At 47.5% G+C, this 25,848-nt stretch carries 17 protein-coding genes; 11 read left to right on the plus strand and 6 right to left on the minus strand.

Annotated elements, in window-relative coordinates:
* The first annotated feature begins 3 nt into the window (after positions 1-3).
* The 6 genes from KOE27_RS28235 to KOE27_RS28260 all read left to right on the plus strand — a co-directional run bounded on the left by KOE27_RS28235 (position 4) and on the right by KOE27_RS28260 (position 8,950).
* A complete protein-coding gene (locus KOE27_RS28235) occupies positions 4-942 on the plus strand; it encodes a dihydrodipicolinate synthase family protein (protein WP_215242190.1) in 939 nt (312 codons plus the stop codon).
* Complete coding sequence (locus tag KOE27_RS28240) at positions 939-1,898, plus strand: hypothetical protein (protein ID WP_215242191.1); 960 nt, start codon at positions 939-941, stop codon at positions 1,896-1,898. The genes KOE27_RS28235 and KOE27_RS28240 overlap by 4 nt, the downstream gene beginning before the upstream one ends.
* Before the next feature lie 34 nt (positions 1,899-1,932).
* On the plus strand, positions 1,933-2,982 hold the full coding sequence (locus KOE27_RS28245) for a hypothetical protein (protein WP_215242192.1): 1,050 nt from the start codon (positions 1,933-1,935) through the stop codon (positions 2,980-2,982).
* Positions 2,983-3,081: 99 nt separating this feature from the next.
* Complete coding sequence (locus KOE27_RS28250) at positions 3,082-6,198, plus strand: SusC/RagA family TonB-linked outer membrane protein (RefSeq protein WP_215242193.1); 3,117 nt, start codon at positions 3,082-3,084, stop codon at positions 6,196-6,198.
* A 4-nt stretch (positions 6,199-6,202) separates the two neighbouring features.
* Complete coding sequence (locus KOE27_RS28255; protein WP_215242194.1) at positions 6,203-7,675, plus strand: RagB/SusD family nutrient uptake outer membrane protein; 1,473 nt, start codon at positions 6,203-6,205, stop codon at positions 7,673-7,675.
* A 27-nt stretch (positions 7,676-7,702) separates the two neighbouring features.
* Positions 7,703-8,950: an MFS transporter gene (locus KOE27_RS28260; protein WP_215242195.1), complete on the plus strand. Its 1,248-nt coding sequence runs from the start codon at positions 7,703-7,705 to the stop codon at positions 8,948-8,950.
* Positions 8,951-9,322: 372 nt separating this feature from the next.
* On the opposite strand, the gene KOE27_RS28265 is transcribed toward KOE27_RS28260, so the two are convergent.
* Complete coding sequence (locus KOE27_RS28265) at positions 9,323-10,801, minus strand: family 43 glycosylhydrolase (RefSeq protein WP_215242196.1); 1,479 nt, start codon at positions 10,799-10,801, stop codon at positions 9,323-9,325.
* Between the two features lie 547 nt (positions 10,802-11,348).
* Between KOE27_RS28265 and KOE27_RS28270 the strand changes: the two genes are divergently transcribed.
* Complete coding sequence (locus KOE27_RS28270) at positions 11,349-11,894, plus strand: VOC family protein (protein WP_215242197.1); 546 nt, start codon at positions 11,349-11,351, stop codon at positions 11,892-11,894.
* A 287-nt stretch (positions 11,895-12,181) separates the two neighbouring features.
* On the opposite strand, the gene KOE27_RS28275 is transcribed toward KOE27_RS28270, so the two are convergent.
* The 4 genes from KOE27_RS28275 to KOE27_RS28290 all read right to left on the minus strand — a co-directional run bounded on the left by KOE27_RS28275 (position 12,182) and on the right by KOE27_RS28290 (position 16,508).
* Positions 12,182-12,520 carry a zinc ribbon domain-containing protein YjdM gene (locus KOE27_RS28275; protein ID WP_215242198.1) on the minus strand — a complete coding sequence of 113 codons (339 nt, stop codon included), beginning with the start codon at positions 12,518-12,520 and terminating at the stop codon, positions 12,182-12,184.
* Positions 12,521-12,824: 304 nt separating this feature from the next.
* Positions 12,825-13,652, minus strand: coding sequence for an NAD-dependent epimerase/dehydratase family protein (locus KOE27_RS28280; RefSeq protein WP_215242199.1), 828 nt, complete (start codon positions 13,650-13,652; stop codon positions 12,825-12,827).
* A 72-nt stretch (positions 13,653-13,724) separates the two neighbouring features.
* Positions 13,725-14,579 (minus strand): AraC family transcriptional regulator, encoded by an 855-nt coding sequence (locus tag KOE27_RS28285; RefSeq protein ID WP_215242200.1) that lies wholly within the window; start codon positions 14,577-14,579, stop codon positions 13,725-13,727.
* A 216-nt stretch (positions 14,580-14,795) separates the two neighbouring features.
* Positions 14,796-16,508: a phospholipase D-like domain-containing protein gene (locus KOE27_RS28290; RefSeq protein ID WP_215242201.1), complete on the minus strand. Its 1,713-nt coding sequence runs from the start codon at positions 16,506-16,508 to the stop codon at positions 14,796-14,798.
* Between the two features lie 420 nt (positions 16,509-16,928).
* Between KOE27_RS28290 and KOE27_RS28295 the strand changes: the two genes are divergently transcribed.
* The 4 genes from KOE27_RS28295 (at position 16,929) to KOE27_RS28310 (ending at position 24,019) form a co-directional block, all read left to right on the plus strand.
* Positions 16,929-17,534: an RNA polymerase sigma factor gene (locus tag KOE27_RS28295; RefSeq protein WP_215242202.1), complete on the plus strand. Its 606-nt coding sequence runs from the start codon at positions 16,929-16,931 to the stop codon at positions 17,532-17,534.
* A gap of 134 nt (positions 17,535-17,668) precedes the next feature.
* Complete coding sequence (locus KOE27_RS28300) at positions 17,669-18,859, plus strand: FecR family protein (RefSeq protein WP_215242203.1); 1,191 nt, start codon at positions 17,669-17,671, stop codon at positions 18,857-18,859.
* A gap of 266 nt (positions 18,860-19,125) precedes the next feature.
* Complete coding sequence (locus tag KOE27_RS28305) at positions 19,126-22,389, plus strand: TonB-dependent receptor (protein ID WP_215242204.1); 3,264 nt, start codon at positions 19,126-19,128, stop codon at positions 22,387-22,389.
* Positions 22,390-22,408: 19 nt separating this feature from the next.
* Positions 22,409-24,019, plus strand: a complete 1,611-nt coding sequence (locus tag KOE27_RS28310) for a RagB/SusD family nutrient uptake outer membrane protein (protein ID WP_215242205.1) — start codon at positions 22,409-22,411, stop codon at positions 24,017-24,019.
* A gap of 89 nt (positions 24,020-24,108) precedes the next feature.
* Here KOE27_RS28310 and KOE27_RS28315 read toward each other — a convergent pair whose 3' ends face one another.
* The gene (locus KOE27_RS28315) at positions 24,109-25,668 is read right to left on the minus strand and encodes a carbon-nitrogen hydrolase family protein (protein ID WP_215242206.1); all 1,560 of its coding nucleotides are present in this window, start codon (positions 25,666-25,668) and stop codon (positions 24,109-24,111) included.
* Positions 25,669-25,848: the final 180 nt, after the last annotated feature.

A 25,848-nucleotide genomic window follows, 5' to 3' on the forward strand; every position in this document is an offset into this window, starting at 1 on the left:
TTTATGAAAAACTTCAAACCACTCAACGGTCTGATTGCTGCCGTTTTTACCCCCTTTACTGAAGCCGGGGAAATCAACCCGTCCACCGTTCCCAGTTACGCTGCACGGCTCAAACAGCAAGGTGTCGCGGGCGTTTTCGTAAACGGTTCGTCCGGTGAAGGGATGATGCTTTCCGTTTCCGAACGGAAGGAAATGGCCGAAGCCTGGATGCCCTTTCAGGACGACAATTTCCGGGTCATCATTCATGTCGGAAGTACCAGCGTAAAGATTTCGCAGGAGCTTGCGGCACATGGGCAATCCATTGGTGCTGATGCCATTGCCTGTATGGCACCATCATTTTTCTCTTCTTCCGATGTCAATGTCATCGCTGGCTACTGCCGGGAGGTGGCGCTTTCAGCTCCCGAACTTCCCTTTTATTATTATCACTTACCGGTGGCCACTGGTGCGCATATCAAAGTAAATCAACTCCTTGAGTTGGGTTCAAAATCCATCCCAAACCTGGTTGGAGTGAAGTTCACCAATACCGACTTTATGGATATGCACCAGTGTATTGCTTTGCAGGACGGGCGCTTTGACGTACTGCACGGGCACGATGAAATCCTCATCAACGGACTGATTCTGGGAGTTAAAGGAGCCATCGGAACCACTTTCAACTTCATTCCGGAAATTTACCAGAAGATCATTGATGCCTACGACAGTGGCGATTTCGAGACCGCACGTATGTATCAGATGAAATCGATAAAGATTGTGATGGTGATGCTGAAATATGTCAACGCCATTGTAGGCGGCAAGGCGATCCTGAAACTGAGCGGCATCGACTGCGGCCCCTGCCGGACACCACTCAGAAACCTAAGCGAGCAGGAAATGGCTGCGCTAAGAAATGACCTTGTCCAGGAAGGATATTTTGAAATGCTTGACGAATTCAGGTTGTTGAACGTATGAAACTACGCGTGCGGATATCGGCCCTATTGTTTGCTATGAGCTATGCTCTCCCTGGCGCAGCAGCAGACGCCACGGAACGGGAAAGCCTTTCTGTGTTGCGTAAGGCCGTATTATCGCCTGCTTTCTGGGTAAAGGTTCATGCTATTGAGTTTCTCATCGAACTTGATTATCGGGAGGAAGCCATGCGCTACACTGAAGATCAGCTCGCTGCCTTCGAGCAGACCCCGCAAAACAGGATTGGGTTCTGGAGATGTAAATACCGGCTTTCGGACTCAGAAAAGACGCGCGAAAAATGGCTGAACAAAATCAGGAACGCGTACCTAGACATCGGCGGCCCGGAGCGTATTCATGCTGCGGAAACGCTCTCCAAACTGGGCTTTTCGTTACAAAACCTTGACAGCAAACTGGTTGAGAGTGATTTGAAAAGCAACACGGACCTTGCAGCTTTTACCTTTTGGGGATATTGCCTGCCAAAACATCGTGGTGCACATGCGAATTTTGACCAATTGCTTTCCGGGTTGGAACAGGAAAATCCTGCTTTCCGAAAAATCACAGCATACAGCCTTGGATTCGTACCTGGTTTTCCCACGGCGAAGTGGCCGCCCGTGGCAATGAAGGCGTTAAAGGAACCTGAGACTTCCGTAGCTTATCCATACCTGTTGGGTGCAGCGTACACACTAAACCGTTCAAACAACAAGACTGAATTGGCCAAGTGTGTCAAAACAAAATTGCTTGGGCTCAAAGAAACACAGGACAAATCCTCCCGGATAGAACTCTGCCGTGCCCTGGCCGCCCGGCCGGACCGGTCAGATTTGCCACTGCTGCTCAATTTGCTCCACGTAAGGGTTCCCCTTCGCCCACTGCCGGGGGGAAGTCAAAGTGAAGCTGATGCGGCGAACGAGGACGTACAGATAGCCGCTGCATACGGCATATTGCGTATAAAAAAACAACAATAAGTAACTGATTACTAAACCATATAAATTCGTTAAAATGAAAAACTGTACGAGAACGGCACAATGGATATTCCTTGTGTGCCTGATCATGAGTAACATGGTCCGGGCACAAACCTCCGAGGAAATAAAGCCCGTAAAAATCTGGGATGGAGCGCAGCATAGCGCCTTTACAGACCTGATCCGCTTCAAAAACAATTTTTACTGCTCGTTTCGGGAAGGATCGGGTCATGTACCGGGTGCCGAGAATGTGGACGGTACCGTAAGGATACTGAAATCTGCCGATGGCATCAAGTGGGAAAGTGCGGCTCTTTTGAAAAAAGAAGGCGTAGACCTAAGAGACCCTAAATTGTCAATCACGCCCGACGGCAGACTGATGATTATAATCGGTGGTTCCATTTACAAAGACCGCAAGCTGCTGGGCAGAAATCCCCACGTATCTTTTTCCGATAAAACCGGCACAACATTCAGCGAGCCCGAAAAGGTGATCACGGATCCGGGCATCGCCTCCTGGGGCAGCTGGTACTGGCGCGTAACCTGGTACAAGGGAACCGGCTATGCCATTGACTATCAGATCGGACCGGAAGAGCGAAGAGGACCTTCAGCCATGTATCTTGTAGCAACGAAAGACGGAAAGGCGTTTAAAAAAGTATCGAAACTAGAGATCGACGGATTTCCGAACGAGGCCACCATCCGTTTCGACAAAAGCGGAACAATGCACGTAATGGTGCGAAGGGAGCTGGAAGATATGATGGGAACCTGGGCAACCAGCAAAGCGCCGTTTGCGGATTGGAAATTCACAAAAATGAACGTACGATTAGGCGGACCCAATTTTATTTTCACCAACGATGGTCACATCATCGCCGGAACAAGGGTGTACGGGACAAACGTCTACACTGGTTTATTTACAAGAGAAGCGGCCGGGACGTTTAAAGAGATTTATCATTTCCCATCCAGCGGTGATAACAGTTACCCGGGATTGGTCATTTACGATAAAAAGCTTTGGGTGTCCTACTATTCGTCCCACGAAGGAAAAACCAGTATTTATCTGGCTGTGATTCCGATGAAGGACCTGAAAAGCAAGCTTTAAGCTACGTTTTGAGGGTCAATAAAAAAGGAGTTGCTCGAACAACCCCTTTTTGAAAAGTGCTATAAGTGCCTTGAATTCTCACCAATAACCTTCAAAAATATGAAAATTTTTAACACCAGCGCCTGGTTTGCCCGATCGTGGGCAGGCCAGAGCAGGCTGCTGATGATTTGTCTGATTTTCGTTATGGCTGCGCTTCCGGTTGCGGCCAGCGCAAAAGGGACACCTGCCTTTTCCGCAGCAGACTTAACCGTAAAAGGAAAAGTTACCAGCAGTAAAAACGGAGGAACGCTGCCCGGCGTAAGCATCATGCAAAAGGGAACCACAAACGGAACCGTGACCGATGTCAACGGAGAATTTACACTGACTGTGCAGTCTGGCGCAACACTGGTCTTTTCCTTTATCGGGTTTACTACCCAGGAAATTGTCGTAGGCAATCAGACCGTGCTTTCCATATCTCTGGAAGAAACTGCGCAGAGCCTGGGAGAAGTGGTCGTGATCGGTTATGGTACACAGAAAAGCTCTGCCGTTACCAGCGCTATTGCCAAAATCAAGGCCGACGACCTGGACGAACGTCCGACCAGCCGCCTGGATCATGCCATGGCAGGTAAGTTGGCCGGTGTGCGCGTGCAGGAAGTCAGCGGAAGTCCCGGCAAAAGCCTGGCAGTACGTGTCCGTGGTGTCAATTCAATCAACAATTCAAACGCACCGCTTTACGTGGTGGACGGCTTCCCCATCAACTCAGGCCTGGATAATATCAACCCGGGCGAAATCGAATCCATTGAAGTACTGAAAGATGCCGCTTCAGCATCCATTTACGGCTCACGGGGATCCAATGGTGTTGTGCTCGTCACCACCAAATCCGGAAAAACCGGCAAACCATCTATTCAGTTTGACACCTATTACGCCATTCAAAAACGTTTCAGCAAAGTGGATGTGCTCAACCGCGACGAATACATCGATTTTGCCATTGAGGAGCGTAACAATACCTGGGTGCTTCAGGGAGGAAAAGCAACAGACCCGAACGAAAAAAGGACAAACGCCAATTACTGGATAGACCCTAAGTGGCTTACAGATCCCAAATCTTTTCCCGACAATGACTGGCAGGAACTGATTTCAAGGGCGGCCCCTGTTCAGAATTACCAGCTTTCGGCATCGGGCGCCAATGAAATGGTTAAATACTATGTCTCGGGAAATTATTTTAACCAGAAGGGGATCATACTGGGATCAGATTATTCCCGGCTTGCTTTCCGGGCTAACGTTGAAAGCAAGCTTGGACGCCGAGTTAACATGGGCCTGAATTTGTCGGCCGCATCGATGACAAAAAATGATTCGGATGGTGACGGAAACCAGGGACCCGTGAGCAGGTCGGCCCGGGTGGCACCCATTGTGGGGCTGAACCAGCAAACGCAGGACGGCGGATACTACACTTATCATGCCGCATTTTACCTGAACCCGATTGCGCTGGCGACCCAGCTCACGAATAAAACCAACAGCCGTAACGTACGCGCGAACCTGTATTCAACGGTCGACATTGCCAAAAACCTCCGCTTCCGTACCTCTTTCGGCACCGATTATCTGTCCGACCTCAATCAGTATTTCAAACCCAACAACATCAACCGCGGCACAGGTCACGTGGGCTCGGCAGCCACGGCTACAAGGGAAAATTACCTCAATGAAAACACGCTTACCTACGATCTCAACAAGGAAAAATGGAGTATCAACGCGCTGGCCGGATTCACCTATCAGCAGGACAGACTAGTGAATACTTCTTTGTCCAAAACCGGGTTTCCCGACGATGAGATCAAAACACTGAATATGGGTACGGTGCTCAGCGCCGGGTCATCCAGCGAGACGGAATGGAGCCTGATGTCGTTTTTAGGTAGGGTAAATGCCTCGTGGCAGGATAAGTACATGGTTTCTGCCAGCATACGCCGGGACGGAAGTTCCAGATTCGGGACCGATAACCGTTGGGGATGGTTTCCTGCGGCATCGGTTGGATGGCGTCTTTCCCAGGAAGAATTCCTCCGCAATACCGAACAGATTTCTGAGCTAAAACTCCGCGCCAGCTACGGCGTGGCAGGGAACAATAACATCGGCGACTATTCTGCGATCGGTACACTGTCGGGGACTAACTACGTTCTCGGATCAAGCCAGACAGTCATTTCCGGGTTCAGTCCAGGATCGTTCAGCAACCGTGAATTGGGTTGGGAACGAACCTACACATTCGATGCGGGGGTTGATCTCGGTGTTTTCAAAAACAGGATCCTGCTCGGCGTCGACTTTTACCGCTCCGACACGCGCGATCTGCTCATGAACGTTCAGATCCCGGCCATCTCCGGCTTTTCGTCGACACGTATGAATATCGGCGCCATCCGCAATGAAGGTGTGGAATTGGAATTGAACACTTTGAACCTCACCGGGAAATTCAAATGGAGCTCATCTTTCAATATTTCTCATAATAAGAACAAAGTCATTGAGCTCGGCCCTGGCGGTGAGCCGATCTATGCTACTACGGACGGCTTCACCACGATCACCAAGATTGGGTCGCCGATCGGTAGTTATTTCGCTTTTGTACAGGATGGTATCTTTGAGAACCAGGCCGAACTGGATGCGTACCCTCACTACAAGGTGCAGAACGTGGGCGATATCAAATACAAGGACATCAACGGCGATGGTGTGATCAACGAAAACGACCGTACGATCATCGGAAACAATAGTCCTAAGGTATTCTGGGGCATGCAGCATAGCTTTTCCTATGCCAATTTTGATCTAACCGCATCGGCAGACGGACAGTGGGGAAATAAACTACTGAACCTCGCCGTAGGCCAGCATGGTCAGTCGCGCGGGAATGTTGACGGCTACTGGCGCGACCGCTGGCGCTCTCCGGAGCAGCCGGGAAATGGCTGGGTGCCGCGTGCTGCTGTTACGGCCAATCTTACCACACCCTCGTCCTTCTGGCTCAGAAGTGCTGAATACTGGCGGATCCGTACCATATCCCTGGGCTATAAAGTGCCTGAAAAGATCCTGAAAAAAGTACGGGGTATCAGCGGCCTGCGCATCTATTCCAGCATTGATAATGTATTCATGCATGATCATTACAATAAAAACCCGCAGACCGGAACCTATTCCAACAGCAATACCATTCCGGGCGGAGATTTCGATGCGACCTATCCGCTTGCGAGGACATATACATTTGGTTTAAACGTGAAATTCTAAACCCATGAAAACAAAAATATATGCCGTCCTGGCCTGCCTGCTCTCCGGATGCAGCAGCCTTGATCTCATTCCCGTTTCCGATAAAAGCGTGGAAGGATTTTACAAAACCGAAACCCACATCAACCAGGCTGTTCTGGGTGCGTACAATGGGCTGCGCAACGTCTGGGTCAATGCACAATCGTCTTATATGCTCACGGAAGCAAGAAGCGATAATGCCTTCCAGGGAACGGCCTATGACGATGGCCCCATCTCCAGGTTCGAGGTAACACCTACCCTGCCCGTGCTGTCTACGGCCTGGGCAGCCTATTATTCCAATATCACGCGCTCGAACCGGATACTGGAAGCCCTGCCGAACGTTACCATGGAAGACACAAAGCGTAAGCAATATGAAGGTGAAGCCAAGTTTACCAGAGCCTTGTTTTACTTCGACCTGGTAAGGCTGTTTGGCGGCGTGCCAAAAGTCACACGTTCACTTTCCATCGATGAAAGCTACAAGACCAACCGGGCCACTGCGGAGGAAATATACGATCAGATCGTGACCGACCTTACCGAGGCGGCGGCGCTCCTTCCGGAAAGTTACGATAATACAAATAAAGGCCGTGCTACCAAATGGGCAGCAAAGGGTTACCTGGGGAAAGTGTACCTTTTCCGAAGCGGCTATCCGCTTAAAAAGCAGGAATGGGCAAAGGCCCGGCAGGCGTTTTCAGAAGTGATTTCATCTGGGCAGTTTGAGTTTTTTGCGAGTTATAGCGACATATACAGCTTCGCGAAGGAAGGCGGAAAACAGCAGGTCTTTTCCATCCAGTTTAAGGCTGGTGCCAGCGGAAACGGCAATCCCTTTCCCACAAGAAATGCCTCTAACGACATTGCGCCGGTTACCGTAGAAGCAGGTGGCCTCCCATTCGGAGGCTCCCCATTCAACCTCTTTCTTACTGCAGACCTGACCGACAGTTTCGAAAAAGGAGATGTCAGGAAAAGCGTTGCTATCCGGTCGCAATGGCTTCATAAATCGGGACAGGTAATCACCACATTGCCCACTTGCCAGAAATATCAGAACGGAACGGTGGTAGCAGGCAACGACTGGGACATAGACTGGATTGCACTCAGCTACACGGACGTGCTGATGATGTATGCAGAAACATTGAACGAGATTGGCTATGAAAGTAACGGAGAAGCCTTCAAAATCCTGAACGATGTACGGAAAAGAGCAGGCCTTGCGGCAAAAACTGCTTCGGATGTACCTTCTCAGGCGGCATACCGGCTGTGGATGGAGGCTGAGCGGCGCAGCGAATTGTGTTTTGAGAACCTTCGCTGGTTCGATTTGGTAAGGACGGATCGGGCGCTGGATGTGATGAAAACGTATCTGGGCAAGTTTGGGATGGCTGCCAATGTCAAAAGCAGAGATCAATACCTTTACCCAATCCCGCAATCGGTACGGGACAATACGCCGAATATCACGCAGAATCCCGGCTACTAATCCACTGACGAGACAAAGCTTACAAGAATGACAGATCTCAAATCTGAAATCACAACGGCTGAAAATAAACCCACCGCACGTGCATGGCTTTTTGTAGCCATGCTGTGCCTCGTGGGCTGCCTCAACTACCTGGACCGCATCATGATCACCACGATGCGGAGTTCCATCGTCGAATCCATCCCGATGACTGACGGGCAATTCGGGCTGCTCACATCGGCCTTCCTCTGGGTCTACGGACTCCTGAGTCCTTTTGCAGGATATATGGCCGACAGGTTTAACCGAAGCAGAGTCATTGTGTTCAGCCTGCTCATCTGGTCGGTGGTAACATGGCTGACTGCACATGCAAGTACATTCCCCGAATTACTGGCCACGCGGGTACTCATGGGTATCAGCGAGGCGTGTTATATTCCGGCCGCGCTGGCGCTGATCTCGGACTACCACCGGGGTTCAACCCGCTCACTCGCAACAGGCCTGCACATGACCGGGATTATGGCCGGACAAAGTCTGGGGTTTATCGGTGGAATGCTTGCTGAGAACCACAGTTGGAACTATGCATTCAGTTTATTCGGAATTGTCGGGATCGTGTATACGCTCATACTCGCACCCGTGCTGAAAGACGCACCGGAGAGATCTGATGCGTCAGATTCTGGCCCGGAGGCATCGGTAAACCTGATGGACGGACTGGCCAATCTTTTCCGCAGTGCTGCATTCCGCAGAGCACTTGGTTTCTGGGGACTTCTCGGTGTAGCCGGATGGATGATCGTTGGCTGGCTCCCGACATTTTATAAAGAACACTTTAACCTGAGCCAAAGCAAAGCCGGGCTGTACGCAACGGGCTACATACATACCGTGGGTTTGGCTGGAGTACTCGCAGGCGGTTGGCTGGCCGATCAATGGAGCAGCACAAATCCGAGGGCGAGGCTGCTCGTTCCAGCCCTGGGTATGCTTGTCTCCGCTCCCTGTGTATTCCTGGGAAGCACTACCCCGGATCTTACCATAGCTATTGGCTGTTTTATGATCTATGCATTCATGAAAGCATTCAGTGATGCCAACATGATGCCCATACTCTGTCTCATTGCCGACCCTCGTTATCGGGCTACGGGTTATGGCATTCTCAATTTCTGCAGTTGCATCATCGGTGGCATAGGGCTATATGCCGCAGGATTTCTGCGTGACGGAAACATCGATCTCAGCATCATGTTTCGCCTTTCCGCACTGGCCATGCTCCTATGTGCGGGCTTGTTGTTTAGTATTAGATTACAGAAAGATGAGTAGGTGGGCACGTGTTAATACTAGGCTGAGAGGGTGACCTTTGTTCATAAAAAACAAAGTCAGCGGGCGTTGCTCGATAACACTGGGGGAGTTGTCAGGCTGAGCAAAGTCCAAGCCCAGATAGTGATCTAAGAGGTGACACGAAACCATTAGCCTGATTCAGGGGCTGGTGGTAAAATTTCAATACACCTGCAGGTATAACTTCCAAAGCACATTGTACTTTCACAAATAAGATCAATTCGTAAACAGTTTGTCAGTCCGCAGTGCCCGCTTGCCCTTTAGGTCAATTCTGTTCTGTTCATTCAATTTCCCGATGACTACCGCAAGTTTTGTATCAACCATATCCCTCATCCGGGCAACTACCCACCGACTTCATTATTCTGAAATAATCGGACTTATTTTTACATTTTTGAATTTAACCTGACCGTGTTTTGCATATAGCCAAAAGTAGCCGCCTTTTTGCTCCACCGTCCGGTTTACGATACATCTTTTACCATCAATGTTCAAATCAATGATATCGTCATGCAGGATCAGGTCTATTTTCATGGGTTTATCCAATCCGTCGACAGCTTTGATTTCGGTATCGCCCAATTGTACCATTTTGTTGATGGCTGAGAAAGTGATCCTGTAACCTTTGTCGGCCTTCTCGTCCGACCTGGCAACAAAACCGTATTCTTCGTTCCGTCCTGTCGGCTCGATTTCCATCGTAATCCTGCACCGACGTGGGATTCCGGCCAGGTGGGCGGCCCCGGTTCCATTGGGCGAATTAATCGAAACTATATTATTTGCTTCGAGCGCTGCATTCAGATCAGCGGAGATTTTTATCGGAAGTGCAGGGCCGGTTGGTGGGATAAGTTCTGCCGGGAATTTTGAGGACAGTGTTCCGTCGGCAAGCTGCGTTAACTCCCTGAAAACCTGATTCCCCCCAAAAGATTCGCCATTTTCGTCCTTGTCGTCACGCCTGGAAGGAATCCATCCCGAAACGATACGCCGGTTATCTTTGAAATTAGCCGTTTTGGCTACGTTAACCCAGCCTTCAACCAAAGCTTGTGTAGCAGGTTCCTCCCAGGGACCATAGGGTGACTTTGATTTGACATAGTAAGTATCGCCACCGATGCCATAAATCAAATAATACCAATCATTCCATTTGAAATAGTCCGGACATTCTGGCGTCGAATTTTGTCCGGAAAGTACCGGTTCCTGCAGCTTCCAGTCCTTTAAATCTTTTGATGTCAGATGAACCAAAGTTCCGCCGAAATCCGCCATGACTGGGTTTTCCTGCCAGCTGGATACAAAAAGATGGAATTCGCCTGTCTTTTCGTCCACAAAAACCTTCGGATCCCGAAATTCCCTTTTGCTGTAACCCGGTGCCGATGTGTAAAAAGGATTTGGTTTTTGTTTCTCAAAATGGATCCCGTCGTTGCTGATCGCATAACTCAGCTGTTCGTTGGTTTTACCCTCTTTATCAATAAGCCGGGTAGCATAAAACGCGTAAAATTTGCCCTTGTAAACGACGATCGAACCGGTACAAATTGACTTTTCCCATTGCTCGTCGATACCTAACACGACCGGATACTGCTTCCAGGTTTTCAGGTCGGTGCTTGTGCTCAATGCCCATTGATGCCCCCCGAGCCCGTTCAGGCTCGCGTGGTGGGCGGAATCGAGAAGCCAGTAATTGTAAAATGTCCCGTTATGCGAAAACGGCATACAATCACCAACAAACAGGTTACCTTTGGGCTTCCAGTATTGCAAATTTTTGGTTGACTGGATTTTAGGATTATAGTACACATCCGATTGCGCGTAAACAAAGTTGCACAGTGCCACCAGCATGATGATGTGGATAAGCTTTTTCATGTTATTGTATTTAAAATATAAGTTAAAGGTTCTTTGGTTTACGTCACATCAACTCCGACGGCATTAACCAGTTTGAGAAATGTCTAAGCGATAATGGCATTAAAACCCAATTGTGCCAGTGAACTACTACTCATTCTCACGCCAGGTACATTGCGCGGGAAAACTTCCAAAAGCGGTAGTCATCTGTAGACACCAGAGCCAATCGCCATGAAAAGGATGTAAGCCATCATGCTGAGCACGGCAAAATAGAAAAAAATATTGCATGACTCAATAGCTATGAGGCCGTGCAAAAGCCCGTGTATCAGTGCAAAGAAAACAGCAACACAAGGTTTCCTCAAACTGAGTATGCGATCCATCGCGGCGGTTACTGACCGTACAGTTCATGCATTTTCCGGTCTCATTTTCCATGAAACACAACGTTCATTCCTCATAACATCAGCCTTTAGGAATATTTAGAGTATGCATAGGAAAAATAAATTTTGATACTCCTGACATAAGGCTGTCACACACCATTTTTAGCTTCGCTCCACAATCTAAGAATACAATCATGCAAAATCACGAAGCACAAAAAATTAAAGTTGTACCAGACAATTACACGTCTGTGACGCCGTGGATAATATCCCGATCGTCAGCGGACTTAATCGCTTTTTTACACGCTGCCTTTCATGCGGAAGAAGTCCCCAACAGCAGAATCGTAAATGAGGATGGTAAAATCATCCACGTAGTGGTTAAAATTGGCAATGCGCTGGTAATGCTCTTTGATGCAAGGGACGACTGGGCACCTACTCCAAGTTTCCTGAACCTGTATGTGAAAGACGTTGAACAGGTATATCAAAAGGCGATAACACTTGGAGCTACATCCGTCACCAACATTACAACTCTTTGGTTTGGAGAAAAGGTTTGTAGAATTCTGGACCCTTTTGGAAACCTTTGGTGGATAAATCAACGCATCGAGGAAATTGATTTCACTAAACCCGAGGAGGTTGGACGAAGAGCCTCTACTCCGGAAGCGGTGAAGGGAATTGCCTATATTCAAAAATCACTGGACGAGGCCTTGAAAAGTCAAAAGCAGTTCTTTCAGGTAAAAGGCTGAATTTAATCTGTTAGCTGTGATTCCGGGCATACCAAATACTAATTCCAAACCTGCCTGATGCCTTGCCTGTTTATGGAAAGTATAAACGCCCAGATATTTAAAGCCGGTCCCATCTTCCATTCAAGCGGGACCGGCTTTTCTGTAACTTATTTACTGTAGGTGATTTTCAGGAATCACCTTGGTCTTCTACCCTACGGATCGAAGTGATCATTGGCAATCGCTGTTCCGAATCCGCCAAAGAATTAAGAGTTCAGCCGCTGGCTATTCCGATTCCCGGCGTTTCCCGGTTACGCCTTCTTCACAAATTCGGATTTGAGTGCCATAGCGCCAAAGCCGTCGATCTTGCAGTCTATGTTATGGTCGCTGTCTACCAGGCGGATATTACGGACCTTTGTTCCAGCCTTGATGCTTTGTGAAGACCCTTTCACCGGCAGGTTTTTTATCGTTACTACGGCGTCGCCATCTTTAAGGATATTTCCATTGCAATCCTTCACAATGAAGGAATCATTGCTTTCGGTATTTTCATTGGGATCCCATTCAAAGCCACACTCTGGACATACCAGCAAATTGTCCATCTCATAGGTGTAGCCCGATTTGCACTGCGGGCAAGGTATACTTTCTGTCATTTTGTTTTATTTATTTACAGCCGCAAAGGTAGAATTTTCTATCGGCAATCAATTACCACCATAGTCCCAGCTCGGTAAAAGGCCCCGCCCGGCGGTTTGCCCGCAGTATGTATGCCTCCAATATTTTTACTGAATCATATTGATATGAGCTCGGCTTTTACCAGGTCACCACTCAGCAGGGGGAGTGAACGCAACAGCGAAGGAGACCTTTACCCAGTGCGGATGGAGGTACGATTTGATTTTAATAAAAATGAATTTGCTACCGCGGATGGATATTGACTGAACTTGCCCCTGCCCTATTTCCTCACAATAAATTCTCCTGCATTGCCTGGTAAACGGTCCGTACTTCGGGCTGGAAGCCCAGGCTACGCGACAGCGCACTATCCACCTGAAGGTACCACGGATTGGTCAGCGGTTCCGATGAAGATTCCATGCCTGTGCCTGTCAGCCGCAACAACTCGTAAACGGACATAGGTGCTTCGTCGGAAATATTAACAACCCGGCCATCAAATTTCCCTGCTAAAGCCATTTTTACCGCATTGGCAATATCCAGATGATGAATGACGCTCATTCTCGCCGCCGGATGCCATTTTCCCAAAACATGCTGTGGAAGCATTTCCAAATGGCCGTCACCATCACCGTAAACAAATGGAAACCTCAGTACCGACCACCGGAGGCCGCTGTTCTGCAACGCTTTTTCTGCCGCCAGCTTGCTCGCCGGATAGGCATGCTGCGGGCTGAGGTCGTCGTCCTCACGGCCGGGATGTGGGCTGTCAGAATGATAGACATGGGCGGTGCTGGCCAGCATGAACCGGGCATCGGGTGCATACTTTTTCGTTGCCTCCAGAAGATGCTGCGTCCCCTCGAGATTGCTTTTCCAGATCAGATCAGTGTCCTGTGTGCGGAATAAAGCAGCCAGATGAACGACTGCGGACACGCCCTTTACGGCTTCGCCAAGCGATTCTGTATCAAACAGATCGCCCAACACGGCCGTCACTCCTGTCTGAACCTGTTTTTCGCCACGCACCAATGCACTGCAATCCCATCCTGCTTGCACCAGCCTGGGAAGCAGACGCGTGCCAACCAGGCCTGTGGTACCTGTAATCAATATTTTTTCCGGTTGTTTGTTCATATCTGATATATTAAAGTGATGAACAAAGCTCCGAAGATGGATTTTAAAACGGCCGGACGAAAGCCGAGGGGTTCAGGACAAATCCTGAAAAAAGCGGGCAACGGTTTTCCCGGTTACTTTTTTGAAGAGGCGAGAGAAGTAGTCGGGATCATTAAATCCGAGCTCGAAAGCCAGTTCCTTGACAGAAGTCCGTTCGCCGTAATACATACGACGCCTGGCCTCGAGTATGAGCCGGTGGGTCATAAACTCCTTTGGTGAAAGTCCGGAATATTGTTTGACGATCTGATACAGGCTATCCTCGCTAACTGCGAGGGCCTCAGCGATAACACGGATCGTGGGATGATCCGTTAGATTATTTTCAACAAATACCTTGAACCCAATAAATTTGGCGATCCTGTCGTGCGCAGGTTTTCCTTCTTCCGCAAAATAGGCTGTATTAATTTCGGTCAGCAGGCTGTTCAGGTGAGCCAGGATCAGGTCTGGGGCGGTATCAGATGTGCTCAACAGTGCTTTTAATATCTCGAAAACCGCGCGAAGCCTGCTTGCGGCGGCGGACGAAAAACTTATTTTTTGCCTGTTAAGCGGATTGAGCAAAAAAGGGTATTGCCTGGGCAGTCTCGACAAACATACTTCATCAAACCCCAGTTTGTAATAATCACTGCCATGCGCGGTGGCGGGAAGCCGCTGAATCTGATGCGGCAGAAAGAACAGCAGCTCATGCTTTCCGACCTCTACCTCATCCAGATCCACACCGTGAACACTACTGCCTTCCATCACGAAAAGGAGGAAATAATAAGGCAACCGACGGCTAAGCCCATATTGATCCAAAGCCTGCCTGGACAAATGACCAAAATCAGGCGAAACGATCCGGATCGGCAGCTGGTCGTTCTGGCTGAAACCCTCTGGCAATGCATTGAAACGGTTCATAAATTGCAGTCTACTCCATTTATATTGTCCTTTAAACAGGAAGTATCCGAATGCAATAACACTGAGTCGGTACAATTTGTCGCAGAAATGCCTGAAAACGGGTGAATTTGCCTGGGTAAGCAGTGACTGATAGTTGGTCAAAATTCATTTTCAAGGATCGCCGTTTCCCGCAATCTTCATTAAAAAAACATTTTATGGCCGGCTCAAAGGATTCCCCTAAATGGCCATGGGCCCCGAAAAATAAACACGCCTATAATACCGCTCCGGTTGCCTGCCTTTCTGGTCATAATAGTCCTCCATCCAGGCATCATTAGTATCAAGAAATTGCGGAGTCCAAAGTTCAGGCTTTCCAAGTTTTTTCTTTTCCATGGCCCACTTTACTGCTTCCCGAAAACTATAATGCGAAAACAACCTGATATACTCTCCGAAGTAGATATCGGCAATCCGTTTATCCCCCATAATGATGAGCATATTTTCGTCGTTGGTATCTGTACTTGCCTTGCTAAAATTGGCACTCCCGCTCACCACGATGGGCTCATCTCCCAAAGGATCTACCAGCATATATTTGGTGTGTATCCAGTAAACATGTTTTCCCCGGCCATCAACTGTGTACATTTCTTTTAACCATCTATCAAAAGCGTTGGTCACAATTCTGTTACCGAGCGCGACCACAACATTGGGCAGATTACGGATTTGCTGAACATCCTTTTCGTCACGTTCCTTTACGTTGGGACTTGCAAATGCTTTTTCCAGCAACGCCATCCGGAGCATCTCGTCTTTCGTGCGGAACACCTCCTTAAACTTTTCATGCATGCCAAAGGCAAATGTCATAAAAAGTCCGTTTTTTGCCTGAGCAGCGATCTTTGCATACCACTCTAATGAGTCCAGCCCGGTACCCCTTGGTGAAAAAATGGTCACCGTACCATTATTCAAAACTTTCGGAACGGGAGATGCCTTCATATTTTCATCCCGATAAGGTTTAGCTACAAGCGGATCAGCGGACAGTCTTTCCCAATATTGCATAAAAGAATTTGCAACATCTTCATCTTCAACTATATGCCCCAGGTTAGAGTGCCCGAAGATACCGTTCTCGGTAAGGTTGGTTGATCCCGTCCAGACTGCGATCTTCTTTTTTCCTTTGCTGAGCACGAAGAATTTATTGTGCATCAGTTTTGCCTGTTTCCTTCCTGAACATAAATCTTCGATACCCGCTTTTTTAATCTCCTCCCTGTTTCTCACCCACGGGCCCGTTGGTTTACCTTCCTTATCATGGGCTTCTACATCATCAAAAAGGATACTGATCTCGGCACCTCTCAAGGAAGCCTCCCGGATCGCATCGAGAACTGCGGGATATTGAAATTCATAAACGGCACCATGAAGAGCATATCCCGATTGGGCACGTCCGATGAATTTGATCAAAGCCTCGATCAGTCCGCGCGAAAGCCATTCATAAGCACCCGGCCCTGCTATCTTGGGTATTTTATTCTGGAACCTACGTGCATATTCCTGTGTGGCAACGGATCCACGGTTAAAGAAAACAGAATGTGTAGGCCCGGTTTCTACTTCGGTCGTAACTGAAATTTCGGCATCGATCCTTGATTCAAGACTTTCAGGATTTCCGTACATACAGTGCACGTAATAGGTATAATCGATGCCGGGTTTGGCACTGTAGTCTGCCCACTGAAATCCCTGAATGGGGTGCCGAAGCGAAGAGAAGGTTTCGCCTGGTGCCGGATGAGGTTCGGTTTTTTCAAAAGTCTTCATTCCACGAAGCCAGGTTATTTCACCGTCCAAGTGATCCAGTCGTTTAATGGCAAAGCCACGAAACTGTTTGGATTTCTGTTGATCAAGATCGAGGCCCAGAAACACCACATAGGTTCCTGCAATGGCGTTGATGGTCAGCCCATCTTTTTGAATACGATTTCTCATAAAACTGCTCTTTTCAAAACTTGCCCTGATTTCATAGTGGCAGTGGTTTACTTAGATATTATCCAAAGATTAACAATATTTTCCGAAATATTTACGGGTAAAAAACTGACAATCAGGGAAATTCACCCTTTTTTAGTTAACGGTAAAAAAGAACGTAGTGCGATATACCGGAAAGGCCAAATAATAATTAAGTATCATCTACCAACCTTGCCGTTCCTACTTCGCGGGACATGGAAGCTGACTTCTACTTAGGCCCCCAATTACCTCGATTCGGTGACACAGAGCATTGAACATCACAGCTATTAAAAAAATAACCCAAATAAAAATCGAATAGATATTATCTTTGCATTGATTTTTTTTAGACGGTTACAAAATAAGCCAAACAATATTTTGGCAGGGCTCTGATTTAAGCAACTTAAAGTGAAGAAATTGACCGAACAGTCGGACTATGAAGAAAAAGAGTTGCTACGGCTTGCTTCCCAGGCCGATCAGGATGCGTTTACCCTGCTTTTCCATCGATATAAAAACAAATTATTCACCTATCTTTTACGGCTGACCGAGTCGGAAATGCTGGCAGAAGATATTGTCCAGAATGTTTTCCTCAAGCTCTGGGAAGATCCTGACCTTCTGGCGGGTATAGACAGTTTTGACAGGTACATTTTCCGTATGGCAAAAAATGATGCTACCAATCATTTTAAACGCACGGCTCATGAAACCCTGATCGTCGCCGAAATATTCCATCATAAGCTGCCAGGTTATAATGAAACCCACGAACTGATGGTACTCAAAGATGTTGAAAAAGCGCTTCTGAGCGTACTGGACCAGCTCACACCTCAGCAAAAAGCAGTATATCATCTCAGCCGGGACGAAGGCAAAACGCATGATGAAATTGCCAACCTGCTCAAAATATCCCCGAATACCGTTAAAAACCATATCGTGCAGGCTATGTCTGCCGTCCGCACCCAACTTCGGAAGCACACAGATACTATGCTGATGATCAGCCTGTTGCTAACTATGAAAAAATAAATCATATTTTTTTACATTTCTTCTAGTCCCCTTTTTCCTCTCGTTTGTCTTACTACAAATTGGCATATTTTAGAATTTATAATTTGAATAATACCAATAATAAACACACGTAAAATTGAAACTGACAGTATAATATGCACTCGGGCCGAATTGATGATCTGGTAGAGAAGTTTTTCAGACGTGCCTGCACGGACGACGAAATGGAAGAACTTGCTGTGTGGGTGAAACAGAATCCAGATGATGCAATTGCGGAGGTCTTGGAAAATGCCTGGCTTACTTTCACGGATGAACAACCCCTGCCGGAAGGCGCTTCTGAACGTATCTTACAAACTGTTTTTTCTCATAAAATCAGACCACTAGTAACGGAAGATGAAGAAAGAAGGCCCGGGAGGTGGTTTTGGCCAAAAATTGCTGCCGCAGCCGCGGTACTCCTCTCCGTGGGCCTGTACTGGTGGTGGTCGGGCAAGGCAAACACAACAACCCCGGTAGCAGCCAGCCGGGCGGAAATAAAGGATACCGATTTGCCTCCGGGGGGCAATAAGGCAGTACTGACGCTTGGCGACGGTTCAACGATTGTCTTAGACAGTGCCGGAAACGGCAGTCTGGCCAGTCAGGGAAATACAAACATTACGAAATCAGCCAATGGTGAGTTGATTTACATAGCCGGGAATAAGCCTGCGGAGGCCATAGTTTATAATACAGTTAGTACGCCAAAAGGAGGCCAATACCACATCGTTCTGCCCGATGGCTCCAAAGTGTGGCTGAATGCCGCCTCAAGTCTTAGATTCCCGACAGCCTTCACCGGCACAGAACGCAGGGTGGACATCACCGGCGAGGTATATTTTGAAATAGCGCATAACCCCAAAATGCCCTTCGTTGTAAAAACGCTGGAAACAGAAATAACGGTATTGGGAACACATTTCAATGTGATGGCCTACCCGGACGAAAAAGCAATAAAAACCACTTTGCTGGAAGGATCTGTAAAAGTCAGCAAAGCGGGAAAATCCGTAATGCTGACACCGGGACAGCAGGCGCGGATTTCTGAACTGTCACCAGCAATCCGCGTTTTGGATGATATCAATATCAACAAGGAAGTAGCCTGGAAAACAGGTTTTTTTGAATTTGAAGATGACAACCTGGAAAGTATCATGCGGCAGGTATCTCGCTGGTATGACGTGGAGGTCACTTACGAAGGAAGCATGGGCAAAGACCATTTCACGGGACGACTGCCAAGAAACACCAATGTATCAAAAGTCCTGAAAATTTTGTCGCTCAGTGGAATAAAGTACAGGATCGAAGGAAAATCAATCATTATAACACCATGAACCATACCGTGCCTATGACGAAATAAACACCTTTACATCACTCCGTTTTCTGGTGTTGCCTCGCAGCTATGCAAAAAAGAACGGGAACGTTGCAACCGCTCCCGCTCTTCAAAGAGCCAGCATTTTTAAACAATTTGCTCAAACCGTTTTTTTACCAACCCAACAACAAAAGTATGAATCACAACTCTTTTATCCAAAAGAGACGGGCGCTGTCGTATATACTACACAGTCACATCGGTCTCCTTCCAACGCGAACCATTTTGGTTATGAAACTGATCCTTATTTTATCCGTGTTTTTTTGCCTGCAGGTGAGCGCTCACTCATCGGCACAAAAAATTACGCTGATCGTACGGAATGCTCCTCTGGAAAAAGTATTAAAAGACATTGAGAGGCAGAGCGGCTATTCCTTCTGGTACAAAACCGAACTGATACAGAAATCGGAAAGGATAACACTTTCCCTGAAAGATAACAGCCTCCAGGAGGCGCTGACCAAATGCCTCCTGAATCAACCGATTGAATATTCCATTGTAGATCAGACGGTTGTACTGCAGGCCAAAAAACAGGTTAAACCTGTGGAGCCCTTAAAACAGATCCTGGAAATGATAAAAGGCCAGGTACTGGGCCCGGACGGCAAACCGTTGATCGGTGTGACGGTACTCGTGAAAGCAAGCAAAATGGGCACAACTACGGACGCTGACGGGAATTTCACGATCAATGCCACGGAGACAGACATACTCGTTTTTTCCTACATCGGTTTTGTTACAAAGGAAGTTTTGGTTGGCAAGCAAAGCAGCATCACGATTTCCCTGGCGGAAAGTAATGCAACACTGGGCGAAGTGGCGGTGATCGGGTATGGAACGCAATCCAGAAAAACCCTGACCAGCGCTGTGAGTACGGTAAAATCCGAAGATATGAACAAAGGTGCGATCACCGATGTGGGCCAGCTCCTGCAGGGCAAAGTACCGGGATTGAATATCACCGCTAACGGTGATCCCAACAAACCTGCCGCGGTTGTACTTCGTGGCGCGTCTACCATCAACAGTTCGCAAGGGCCGTTTTATGTGATCGACAACGTGCCGGGTGCTGACATAGCCACAATTGCTCCGGACGACATTGCCACCATTGATATTCTGAAAGATGCTGCCGCAACTGCCATCTATGGTAACAGGGCTGCCAACGGGGTGATCATGGTTACAACGAAAAAAGGAAAAAGGGGGGAGTCAAAAATCAATTACAACGGTTTTGTAGGAATAGAAAAAGTTTCCAACAAACTGGACATGATGACCGGTGCCCAGCTCCGCGAATTTCTTGACAAAAACGGCGTAGGACTTTCACCCAAAGATGACCTGGGCGCAGATACCGACTGGCAGTCTGCTGTTCAGAAAAAAACGGCGATCTCCACAAACCATAACCTGTCGTTCAGCGGCGGAACCGACCGCACCACCTACAGCGCCAGCCTGAATTATGTAAAGAAAGAAGGTATTATGCTAAACAGCTCTTTGCAACGTTTTATCGGCCGTTTGTCCCTCCAGCAATATGCTTTCAAGGACAAGCTGAAATTCGGGCTGACGGTTACCAATGCCAACAGTACCGGCAAAGATATTCCCTACCGTAACACGGTATTACTTCAATCCGCGCTGCACCTGCCGGTTTCCCCGATTAAAAACGCAGATGGCAGTTATTTCGAAAATCTGGACCACACCGATTATTACAACCCGGTTTCGATGATCCACAACAGCGAAAACAGTACAAAAACGAATAATTTGACAGGAAGCTTGACGACAGAACTAAAACTGCCATTTGGATTGACTTACAACCTGAACCTGTCGTATCTGAACACCACATCTCTTGGAGGAACCTACTATAACAAATATTTTACCGATCATTATAACAACATGTATGACAATCCTGAGCCGGGATTGGGCTATCATTCACAACAGTCATTCGGCGCCAACGGCCAGGCCAACAGAACTTCCTACCGCAATTCGAGCAAAATCCTTGAAACGTTTTTAACATGGAACAAGGAATTCGGTGATCACTCCCTGAATGTGGTAGCTGGCTATTCATGGCAGGATTATATCATCGGAGAGGGTTTTCAGGTGACAACAAGTAATTTACCGGTTGACAACATCAGCTACAACAACCTGGCACTGAGCAATCCGTACGGTATTTCCGGTTTTCAGATCGGCTTTGGACCCGACGGAATATACCAGCAAACACGTCTGATCTCTGATTTTGCCCGTTTTAATTATAATTTCAAAAACAAATATTTGTTACAGGGATCGATCAGAAGAGACGGCAGCTCTGTTTTCGGGAAAAATAATCAGTGGGGATACTTTCCTTCTGTAGGCGCTGCCTGGAGGATCAGTGAGGAAGAGTTCATGGCTGGTCAAAAAACCTTCAGCGACCTGAAACTGCGCGGGAGTTATGGTGTAACGGGTAACGCCACCGGTTTTGGGGCTTATACCACACAGTTTTTGTCGGGAAGCCTGGGTACCTATTATTACAACGGAATACTTACGGCAGCTCTAGGACCCACACAGGCTGCAAATGCGGATCTGAAATGGGAAAAAACGGCAACCACCAATATCGGACTTGATTTTGCTGTCTTAAACGGTAAGCTGAGCGGTACTTTAGAACTCTACAATAAAAACACAACGGGTATGATTTACTCCTACAGTGTGGATCCTATACTGGTACCAACCGGTAAAATAACCACCAATGGGGGTAGTATCAATAACAAAGGCGTGGAACTGAGTTTGAGCGCCACGGTTTTTGACAAAGGGCCCTTTCACTGGACCACGGGACTGAATCTTGCACACAATAAAAATACGGTTACCAGCCTTTCAAACCCGCTTTTTGCCGGTGGTGACTCCGTACTGCTTGCCTATCCCGAAGGCTTGGGACAATCCAGTCACTCTCTCGAAATCCTGAAAGCGGGCAAACCCCTCGGGCAGTTTTTCTCCCTGCAATATGCAGGCAAAAATGCCGATGGTGTTTCTCAGTTTGTGGGTGGCGACGGTCAGCTGACAACGACGCCTTCCATTGGCGTGGATTACAAATACATCGGAAATGCACAGCCAAAATTACTTGCCGGCTGGTCCAACAGTTTCCGTTACCGGAATTTTGACCTGAACGTTTTCCTGCGTGGCGCCTTTGGGAATAAGATCTTCAACGCAACCCGGGCCGATCTTTTCCGTCCGAACACGGCCCAGTATACCAATATCCTGGCCGATGCAGGAAATGAATCCATGGCAGATTTCAACTCTTACCAGTATTCGTCCCGTTTTGTGGAAAACGGTAGTTACCTGAGATTTGACAATGCTACCCTCGGCTATAATTTCAAAAACCTCGGTTCCGGAATCAAAACACTGCGTATTTACACTTCTGTGAACAATCTTTTCGTGATCACCAAATACACCGGTGTGGATCCGGAGATCAACCAGGGAGGCTTGGCGCCGGGCGTGGATTCCAACAACTTTTATCCTAAAACAAGAACTTTCCTTTTGGGAGTGAATGTGTCATTCTGATCTTTAAAATTTAGATATCATGAGAAAGTCATATATAAAAACAGTTTTATCAGCAGTTCTGATGGGTACCTTGTTTTCCTGTCACGATCTGGACGTACCGGTAACCTCGGAGCTCACGCCCGATGTTTTTCCTACCGATGCTTCCCAGTTTATCAGCGCAGCGGGACCGGCCTATGTAGCGTTACGCGGGAATATTTCAGTTGAATTTTTCCACCTGCAAACCCTGAGTACCGACGAAGCGATTTTCCCTGCCAAAGGTGGAAACTGGTATAACGGAGCAGAATTCAAGGATCTGCACCTGCACAGCTGGACAAAAGACCACAGCACAGTAACCGGAAACTGGACCTGGCTGAGTACCATTATCGGAACCGTAAACCAGTCTCTTTCTATCCTGGAAACAAATATGCCGGACGGAACGACCAAAAAGCAAAGCCTTGCAGAGCTGAAAATGGTGCGTGCGCTGGCCTATTTCTGGATGATGGACAGTTTTGGAAACGTACCGATTATCACCACGTATGGTGATTACAGTGCTCATCCCAATGTAAAAAGGGCAGAAGTTTTCACCTTTATTGAAACGGAAATCAAAGCCGCCCTACCCGATCTGAGTACCGTGATGGACATCACCACCTACGGCCGCCCGACCCAATATATGGCGCAGGCTTTGCTTGCAAAGATGTATCTGAACGCCGAGGTATATACGGGGACGGCCCGTTACGCCGATTGTATCGCCGCCTGTGATGCGATCATCAGTTCGGGAAAATTCTCCCTTGAACCTGCGGCTTCGTATCTGCAGATGTTTTATCCCAACAACGGGCCACAGATGAAGGAATTCATCTTCGCTATTCCTTTTGACGCAACGGCATCCAACACTTTCCCGTTCAGGGCTACCAACCTGCATTCTCGTTATGATATTCCGAGAGGGCTGGTTGCGAAGTACAAAATGCCCTTTACACCTGACGCCGCCGTGAGCACTTTACCCGAATTCTATCAATATTTCAACGATCCCAATGATATCCGGAATAAGGAATGGCTCACCGGTTTGCAGTTTTACGACGATGGAACACCGGTAACGGTTACGACCACTAAAAAAGGATATGACCAGTTTTATTCCGGCTCTGATCCTTCGGCGCCATTCACTTATCAGATTAATATCACGCCGGAAGTTACGCTGAGACAGGATGTAGCCTCTTTTGATGTAGGAAATGATGAACTTGCCTGGAACATGGGTTACAGAAATATCAAGTTCCATCCGGATGCTACTTCTTTGAACCGAAATCAAAATAACGATGTGCCTATTTTCCGTTATTCCGACGCCATCCTGATGAAAGCAGAGGCTATTCAGAGAGGAGGCGCCCCTACGCTGGGTGCAACTGCTTTGTCTCTTGTGAACTCAATCAGAACCGCAAGGCAGGCCACTGCTTTCACAGCGGTGACGCTCGAATCCATTTACGAGGAAAGAGCGCGGGAATTTGCTTCGGAGATGTGGCACAGAAACGATATGATCCGATACGGAAAATTTGAAAACAAATGGGGATACAAAACCAACAGTGACGTTACCAGACGCATTTTCCCTATTCCTAATTCTGCTCTTTTACTTAACCCGGCGTTAGTCCAAAATCCCGGATACTGACAAAAAAGCCTCCGCGCCCGTTTTTGGGCACGGAGGCTTTTTTGTAAAAAGTTTTCAATCAACAGCCTGCCGGGGCTGCCAGTCAATGGTCAGATTTTATCTTTCCGCCCGGTTTTACGTATTATTGAATAAATATCCGTTCGTCTGTCTTTTAAGTTCCGGACACTTCCAAATTGGTTTAATTCCCTTAACATGTCAATGTCCACATCGGCAATTAAAATCATTTCTGTATTGGGCGTAGCTTCGGCTTTTATTCCATTGGTGGGAAACGAAAAATCGCATGGGGTAAAAACCATAGATTGGGCATATTGAATATCCATATTGTGGACTTTCGGCAGGTTGCCCACACTCCCGGCGATAGCTACATAACATTCATTTTCAATGGCCCTCGCCTGCGCACAGTTCCTTACTCTTGAATAACCATTTTGGGTGTCGGTCAGAAAGGGCACAAATAGTATATTCATTCCCTCATCGGCCAGAATGCGGCTTAATTCGGGAAATTCAACATCGTAACAAATCAGGATACCTATTTTTCCGCAGTCTGTATTGAAGGTTTTTAACGTACTGCCGCCCTGCATCCCCCATACCTTTGCTTCGTCCGGTGTGACATGTAACTTCTCAAATCGTTCAATTCCCCCATCTCTCTTGCATAAATAACCTACATTGTAAAGACTGTTATCTACAACCTCAGGCATACTTCCGGTGATGATATTAATGTTATAGGAGATGGCAAGCTCCGAAAAGCGATTCACGATTTTCTCTGTATACTCGGCCAACTTCCTGATCGCCTCCGCTTCTGCGAGGTGATTGTAATCAGACATCAACGGGGCATTGAAGAACTCAGGAAACAGCGCAAAATCACACCGGTACCCCGAAACCGCATCCACAAAATACTCCACCTGCTGCATGAGCTCGTCAAAGTCGTTGTATAGCCTCATCTGCCACTGAATCAGGCCCAATCTGATGATTGACTTTGTGAAGGCGGCCCGATCAGAGCTTTTCTCATAGTATACATTATCCCATTCAAGCAGCACCGCATATTCGTTGGAATCTTTATCCCCTTCCAGATAACCTTGCAATATTCTGGCAGGGTGAAAGTCATTTGACAATTGAAAGTTCAGTACAGGATCGTGGATATCCTTGTTCCGTACTTTTTCAATGTACTCTTTCGGGGTGATCGTATCAGCATACTGATGGTAATTGGGGATACGCCCGCCAAAAATAATTCCTTTCAGATTTAGTTTCTCACACAGTTCTTTTCGGTAATCATACAAACGCCTTCCCAGGCGCAGGCCGCGAAACTTGGGCCTGATAAAAACATCAATTCCATATAATACATCTCCCTTCTTGGTGTGGGTATTAAAACTATAATTTCCAGTTATTTGTCTGTACGTATGTTTCGTGTCAACTTTCTCGTAGTCAACAATAATGGATAAGGCACAGCCTGCCAGTTCATTATCGACCCTTATCCCCACCTGCCCCTCATGAAAGATGGTAGTCAGTGTTCTGATGTGATGTTCTTTCCAATAGGCATCCGGCATACTGGAATAGGTCTCGATCATCATTTCTTTGATCTCCTCGTAATCTTCCGGTTTCAGAAAAACCAGCTCAATATTCTCAATTGATTTTGCGTCCTTATTTGTTTCCATAGTCTTTCTCTCCGCCTTAATTCTTTCTCAGGATGTTGCGTTCCGGACATTAACGCTTTGGTAGCCGGTTGATTTAAAAGCTGTTCACTTTTACGAACATAGACCGTGATGGTCAACTTTTTTAGTTCTTCAATCTGATTGATGCCGCTAAAATTCCGCATAATAAAATGAAGTAACAAA

The organism is Dyadobacter sp. CECT 9275 (genome assembly GCF_907164905.1).
Classification (GTDB): domain Bacteria; phylum Bacteroidota; class Bacteroidia; order Cytophagales; family Spirosomataceae; genus Dyadobacter; species Dyadobacter helix.

Coding starts and splice junctions, on each gene's coding strand:
- KOE27_RS28260 (WP_215242195.1), top strand. CDS start 7,703: ATGACAGATCTCAAATCTGAAATCACAACGGCTGAAAATAAACCCACC.
- KOE27_RS28315 (WP_215242206.1), bottom strand. CDS start 25,668: ATGGAAACAAATAAGGACGCAAAATCAATTGAGAATATTGAGCTGGTT.
- KOE27_RS28305 (WP_215242204.1), top strand. CDS start 19,126: ATGAAACTGATCCTTATTTTATCCGTGTTTTTTTGCCTGCAGGTGAGC.
- KOE27_RS28285 (WP_215242200.1), bottom strand. CDS start 14,579: ATGAACCGTTTCAATGCATTGCCAGAGGGTTTCAGCCAGAACGACCAG.
- KOE27_RS28235 (WP_215242190.1), top strand. CDS start 4: ATGAAAAACTTCAAACCACTCAACGGTCTGATTGCTGCCGTTTTTACC.
- KOE27_RS28300 (WP_215242203.1), top strand. CDS start 17,669: ATGCACTCGGGCCGAATTGATGATCTGGTAGAGAAGTTTTTCAGACGT.
- KOE27_RS28265 (WP_215242196.1), bottom strand. CDS start 10,801: ATGAAAAAGCTTATCCACATCATCATGCTGGTGGCACTGTGCAACTTT.
- KOE27_RS28290 (WP_215242201.1), bottom strand. CDS start 16,508: ATGAGAAATCGTATTCAAAAAGATGGGCTGACCATCAACGCCATTGCA.
- KOE27_RS28310 (WP_215242205.1), top strand. CDS start 22,409: ATGAGAAAGTCATATATAAAAACAGTTTTATCAGCAGTTCTGATGGGT.
- KOE27_RS28275 (WP_215242198.1), bottom strand. CDS start 12,520: ATGACAGAAAGTATACCTTGCCCGCAGTGCAAATCGGGCTACACCTAT.
- KOE27_RS28280 (WP_215242199.1), bottom strand. CDS start 13,652: ATGAACAAACAACCGGAAAAAATATTGATTACAGGTACCACAGGCCTG.
- KOE27_RS28270 (WP_215242197.1), top strand. CDS start 11,349: ATGCAAAATCACGAAGCACAAAAAATTAAAGTTGTACCAGACAATTAC.
- KOE27_RS28255 (WP_215242194.1), top strand. CDS start 6,203: ATGAAAACAAAAATATATGCCGTCCTGGCCTGCCTGCTCTCCGGATGC.
- KOE27_RS28240 (WP_215242191.1), top strand. CDS start 939: ATGAAACTACGCGTGCGGATATCGGCCCTATTGTTTGCTATGAGCTAT.
- KOE27_RS28250 (WP_215242193.1), top strand. CDS start 3,082: ATGAAAATTTTTAACACCAGCGCCTGGTTTGCCCGATCGTGGGCAGGC.
- KOE27_RS28245 (WP_215242192.1), top strand. CDS start 1,933: ATGAAAAACTGTACGAGAACGGCACAATGGATATTCCTTGTGTGCCTG.